Origin of the sequence: Streptomyces odonnellii (assembly GCF_000981895.1) — a bacterium.
GTDB classification, from domain to species: domain Bacteria; phylum Actinomycetota; class Actinomycetes; order Streptomycetales; family Streptomycetaceae; genus Streptomyces; species Streptomyces odonnellii.
In genome coordinates this window covers 1-5,647 of the sequence record NZ_LATD01000347.1, presented here as the reverse complement: position 1 = coordinate 5,647, position 5,647 = coordinate 1, and the positions used below count along the sequence as shown (strand labels likewise).

3 protein-coding genes are annotated in these 5,647 nt (G+C 68.9%); 1 reads left to right on the top strand and 2 read right to left on the bottom strand.

The genetic code is table 11. The annotated features are described in order from the left end of the window. Positions 1-278 precede the first annotated feature (278 nt). Positions 279-1,553, top strand: a complete 1,275-nt coding sequence (locus tag WH07_RS28840) for an RNA polymerase sigma factor (protein WP_408645949.1) — start codon at positions 279-281, stop codon at positions 1,551-1,553. Positions 1,554-1,664: 111 nt separating this feature from the next. Here WH07_RS28840 and WH07_RS28835 read toward each other — a convergent pair whose 3' ends face one another. Further along, positions 1,665-3,593: an ABC transporter ATP-binding protein gene (locus tag WH07_RS28835; protein ID WP_046506197.1), complete on the bottom strand. Its 1,929-nt coding sequence runs from the start codon at positions 3,591-3,593 to the stop codon at positions 1,665-1,667. Continuing rightward, positions 3,593-5,326, bottom strand: a complete 1,734-nt coding sequence (locus tag WH07_RS28830; protein WP_046506195.1) for an ABC transporter ATP-binding protein — start codon at positions 5,324-5,326, stop codon at positions 3,593-3,595. The genes WH07_RS28835 and WH07_RS28830 overlap by 1 nt, the downstream gene beginning before the upstream one ends. Positions 5,327-5,647 lie beyond the last annotated feature (321 nt).

The window sequence follows — 5,647 nt, the reverse complement described above, 5'->3', positions numbered from 1 at the left end:
CGTACACCCTTCGCCCCCTTGCGCGCCCCCTCGGTAACGGCGCGGTTACGCACGGGACGCAGAAAGTCGTCGCACGCCCCTCGTGACAGCCATGTGTCGTACCCCACACTGGGGTGCGGTGCCTGAGTTCTTCCGGAGCGCGGCCGGCCTGCCGACGGTGGGCGCCTCACCCCCGCGGATCCGCTCATTGTGTACGGGACGGAGCAGGGCCCGGCCGCCTCCGTCCCGCTGCCGTACGCCCCCCGAACCGGCAGCGATCACCTTGGAGGTCGCCCCCCGTGCAGACCCAGACCCCGACTCCCACCCTGACCGTGCCACCGGACCTGCCCCCGAAGCCGCCGCAGAACGCGGTCCAGGACCTGGCCCCGGACCTGGTTCCGGCCGAGTTCGCGGTGGGTGTTCCGCCCCAGAGCCGCGCGGCGCACCACCCGGAGACGGCCGAGGCAGCCGCCCCGGAGCCGCTCGGCGAGGGTGAAGGCCCCCTCCACGAACGAGGAGAACGCGAAAGCTCCCTGAGAGACGAATCGTTCCGCGAGCGCGAACACCCCCTCCGCGAACACCCCCTCCGCGAAGACCTCGTGGAACTGCCCGAGGAGAGCCCTCCGCCCCCGCCGCGTGGCAGCGCGCGCGCCGACACCGGCGGCCCCTCCTCCGACCTCTTCCGCCAGTATCTGCGCGAGATCGGCCGCGTACCGCTGCTCACCGCCGTCGAGGAGGTGGACCTCGCCCGCCGCGTCGAGGCCGGTCTCTTCGCCGAGGAGAAGCTCAGCGGTGCCGCCGACCTGGACTCCCGGCTCGCCGTCGACCTGGACCGGCTCGTCGTCCTCGGCAGAATGGCCAAGCGCCGGCTGATCGAGGCGAATCTGCGGCTCGTCGTCTCGGTGGCCAAGCGCTATGTGGGCCGCGGCCTGACCATGCTCGATCTCGTCCAGGAGGGAAATCTGGGCCTGATCAGGGCGGTCGAGAAGTTCGACTACGCCCGCGGCTACAAGTTCTCGACATACGCGACCTGGTGGATCCGGCAGGCCATGTCCCGGGCGCTGGCCGACCAGGCCCGTACGATCCGCGTCCCGGTCCATGTCGTCGAGCTGATCAATCGTGTGGTGCGGGTCCAGCGCAGGATGCTCCAGGAGCGCGGCTACGAACCGACCCCCGAGGAGGTCGCCGCCCAGCTCGACCTCACCGCCGAGCGGGTCACCGAGGTGCTGCGGCTCGCCCAGGAGCCCGTCTCCTTGCACGCTCCGGTGGGCGAGGAGGACGATGTCGCGCTCGGCGATCTGATCGAGGACGGCGACGCCGCGTCCCCGGTCGAGTCCGCGGCCTTCCTGCTACTGCGCGAGCACCTGGAGGCGGTGCTCTCCACCCTCGGCGAACGCGAACGCAAGGTGGTCCAGTTGCGGTACGGACTCGCCGACGGGCGGCCCCGCACCCTGGAGGAGATCGGCAGGCTCTTCGGCGTGACGCGGGAGCGGATACGGCAGATAGAGTCCAAGACCCTCAGCCGGCTCCGCGACCACGCCTTCGCCGACCAGCTCCGCGGCTACCTGGACTGAACAGCCGGAAGACGCGGGGCCCGAAGGGCCCGAAAGCCGGGCGCCGCGCCCGTACCCCCGGCGAAGGGCGGTACGGACGCGGCGTCCCGGATCCCGTGGCTGTGCCGGGCCTCAGTCGACCTCGGCCACCGCCTGCGCGAACTGCGCCGCGTACAGCCGCGCGTACGCCCCCTGCGCCGCCAGCAGCTCGTCATGCGTGCCCTGTTCGACGATCGAGCCGTTCTCCATCACCAGAATCACATCCGCGTCCCGGATCGTGGACAGCCGGTGCGCGATCACAAAGCTGGTCCTGCCGTGCGCCAGCCGTGCCATCGCCTTCTGGATCAGGACTTCGGTACGGGTGTCCACCGAGCTGGTCGCCTCGTCGAGCACCAGGATCACCGGGTCGGACAGGAACGCCCGTGCGATGGTTATCAGTTGCTTCTCGCCGGCGCTGACCCCGGAGCCCTCGTCGTCGATCACCGTGTCGTACCCGTCGGGGAGCGTACGGACGAACCGGTCGGCGTGGGCCGCCCGCGACGCCTCCTCGATCTCCTCCCGGGTGACCTCGCGCGAAGCGCCGTACGCGATGTTCTCCGCGATCGTGCCGCCGAAGAGCCAGGTGTCCTGGAGCACCATGCCTATCCCGGAGCGCAGTTCGGCGCGCGAGATCCGGGATATGTCCATGCCGTCCAGGGTGATCCGGCCGCCGGTCACCTCGTAGAACCGCATCAGCAGATTGACCAGCGTGGTCTTGCCCGCGCCGGTCGGGCCGACGATCGCGACCGTCTGGCCCGGCTCCACCGACAGTGACAGATCGTCGATCAGCGGCTTTTCCGGCTCGTACCGGAACGAGAGGTGCTCGATCTCCACCCGTCCCCGCTGCTTGCGCAGCCGCTCGACGGACGGCGCGTCGGGCTCCTGCTCCACCGCGTCCAGCAGCTCGAAGATCCGCTCGGCGGAAGCGACCCCGGACTGCACCAGGTTGGCCATCGAAGCGACCTGGGTCAGCGGCATCGAGAACTGCCGCGAGTACTGGATGAACGCCTGCACATCACCGATCGACAGCGTGCCCGAGGCGACCCGCAGCCCGCCCACGACCGCGATCAGCACATAGTTGATGTTGGAGATGAAGAGCATCAGCGGCTGCATGATCCCGCTGTTGAACTGCGCCTTGAAACCCGCCTCGTAGAGCTGGTCGTTCTGCTCGCGGAACAGCTCCGCCGACTCGTCCTGCCGCCCGAAGACCTTCACCAGCGAGTGCCCGGTGTACATCTCCTCGATATGGGCGTTGAGCGTGCCGGTGACCTTCCACTGCTGCACGAACTGCGGCTGCGACCGCTTGCCGACCTTCGCCGCGACGAACACCGACAGCGGTACGGTCACCAGCGCGACCAGCGCCAGCAGAGGCGAGATCCAGAACATCATCACCAGCACACCGACGATCGTCAGCAGCGAGTTGATGAGCTGGCCCATGGTCTGCTGCATGGTCTGCGAGATGTTGTCGACATCGTTGGTCACGCGGCTGAGCACCTCGCCGCGCGGCTGCTGGTCGAAGTACGACAGCGGCAGCCGCGACAGCTTCGCCTGCACGTCCTCGCGCATCCGGTACACGGTGTTGTTGATGATCCGGATGGAGAGCCGCGTCGACACCAGCATCAGCAGCCCGGCCGCCACGTAGATCACCAGGACCACCAGCAGCACCTCGCCGACCGCGCCGAAGTCGATGCCGTGGCCGGGAGTGAAGTCCACCCCTGAAAGCAGATCGGCCAGTCCGTCGTCGCCCTTCGCCCGCAGCCCCTCGACGGTCTCCGCCTTGGAGACGCCTGCCGGGGTCTGCCGGCCGATCACCCCCGCGAAGATCAGGTCGGTCGCCCGGCCGAGGATCTTCGGGCCCACCACCGACAGCGCCACGCTCAGCACGATCGTGCCGAACATCCACCAGAGGGTGACCCGCTCCCGGGTGAGCTGCCGCAGCAGCCGTTTTCCGGAACCCTTGAAGTCCATGGACCGCTGGGTCGGGCCCGCGGCCATCATCATGCGTCCGCCAGGACCGCTCATCAGGCAGCCTCCGCCTCGGTCAACTGGGAGAGCACGATCTCCCGGTATGTCGTGTTCTCCGCCATCAGTTCGTGATGGCGGCCCGCGCCGACGACCCGGCCCTCGTCCAGGACCACGATCCGGTCGGCGTCACGGATCGTGGACACCCGCTGGGCGACGATCAGTACGGTCGCCTCGGCGGTCTCCCGCGCCAGTGCCGCGCGCAGGGCCGCGTCCGTCGCGTAGTCCAGCGCCGAGAACGAGTCGTCGAAGAGATAGATCTCCGGCCGCTGCACCAGCGTCCGCGCGATCGCGAGGCGCTGCCGCTGGCCGCCCGAGACATTCGTACCGCCCTGCGCGATGGGCGCGTTCAGCCCGCCCTCCAGACCGGTGACAAACTCCCGCGCCTGCGCCACTTCCAGGGCATGCCACAGGTCCTCGTCGGTCGCGTCGGGATTTCCGTACCGCAGATTCGTCGCGACCGTCCCGGAGAAGAGATACGGCTTCTGCGGCACCAGGCTCACGGTCTTCGCCAGCAGCACCGGATCGATTTCCCGTACGTCCTGCCCGTCGACCAGCACCTGGCCGCCGGTGGCGTCGAACAGCCGTGGTACGAGGCCGAGAAGTGTCGACTTGCCACTGCCCGTCGAGCCGATGACGGCGGTCGTCTCGCCGGGCCTGGCGATCAGGGACACGTCCCGCAGAACGGGCTCCTCGGCACCGGGGAACCGGAACTCCGCGTTCCGAACCTCCAGATGACCGTGCCGGCGCAGCTCCCGTACCGGGTTCTCCGGCGGTACGACGCTCGACCTGGTGTCCAGCACCTCCTCGATGCGCTCGGCGCACACCTCGGCGCGCGGCACCATCATGAACATGAAGGTGGCCATCATCACGGCCATCACGATCTGCATCAGATACGCGAGGAACGCGGTCAGCGCGCCGATCTCCATCCCGCCGCTGTCGATGCGGTGCGCGCCGAACCAGACGACGGCGATCGACGACAGGTTCACCACCGTCATCACGGTCGGGAACATCAGCGCCATCAGCCGGCCGGTGGACAGCGCGACATCGGTCAGCCCGGTGTTGGCCTCGCGGAAACGGTCCTTCTCGTAATCGTCGCGTACGAACGCCCTGATCACGCGGTTTCCGGTGATCTGCTCGCGCAGCACCCGGTTCACCGTGTCGAGGCGGGTCTGCATCGTACGGAAAAGCGGCCGCATCCTCTTGACGATGAGGCCGACGGAGACGGCGAGCAGCGGGACGACGGCGAGCAGCACCACGGAGAGCGGTACGTCCTGGCCGAGCGCCATGATGATGCCGCCGACACACATGATGGGCGCGGACACCATCAGCGTGAACGACATCAGGACCAGCATCTGGACCTGCTGGACGTCATTGGTGGTACGGGTGATCAGCGAGGGGGCACCGAAGTGACCCACCTCACGCGCGGAGAAGCTCTGTACGCGTCCGAAGATCGCGGCTCGTACATCCCGGCCGAGGGCCGAGGCGGTCCGCGCGCCGTAGTAGACGGCGCCGATGTTGCAGAGCACCTGGACCACACTGACGGCGATCATGATGCCGCCGAACTTCAGGATGTAACCGGAATCACCCTTCACCACACCGCTGTCGATGATGTCGGCGTTGAGGGTGGGCAGATAGAGGGTGGCGCAGGTCTGCAGAAGCTGGAGCGCCACCAGCAGGGCTATGGGTCTTTTGTACGGGGCGAGATGGGCTCGCAGAAGTCGTAGCAGCACGCGCAGTCTCTCGGGGTCGGCGGCGGGACGGGGGCCGCGAGATCGGGGGGCAGAGGTCAGCCCCCATCTTGCGGCACGTCCGCCACGGAGCCCCAAGGATTTATGTCCAAGGACGGGTCAAGACAGCGAACGGCCCGCCGGGGCGCACGAACCCCTTCGGCCCCGACGCCGGTGCGACCCGCTGGCATTCCCGCGCCCGCGCCACCCACCGGCTCCCCCGCGCCGGCGCCCGCGCCCGTGCCCCGCCGCCCGCGTCCGGGCCGGGGCCGCGCCTCCCGGACCCGGCCCGGCTCAGGCGCCGAAGGCCGCCGGGTGGATCTG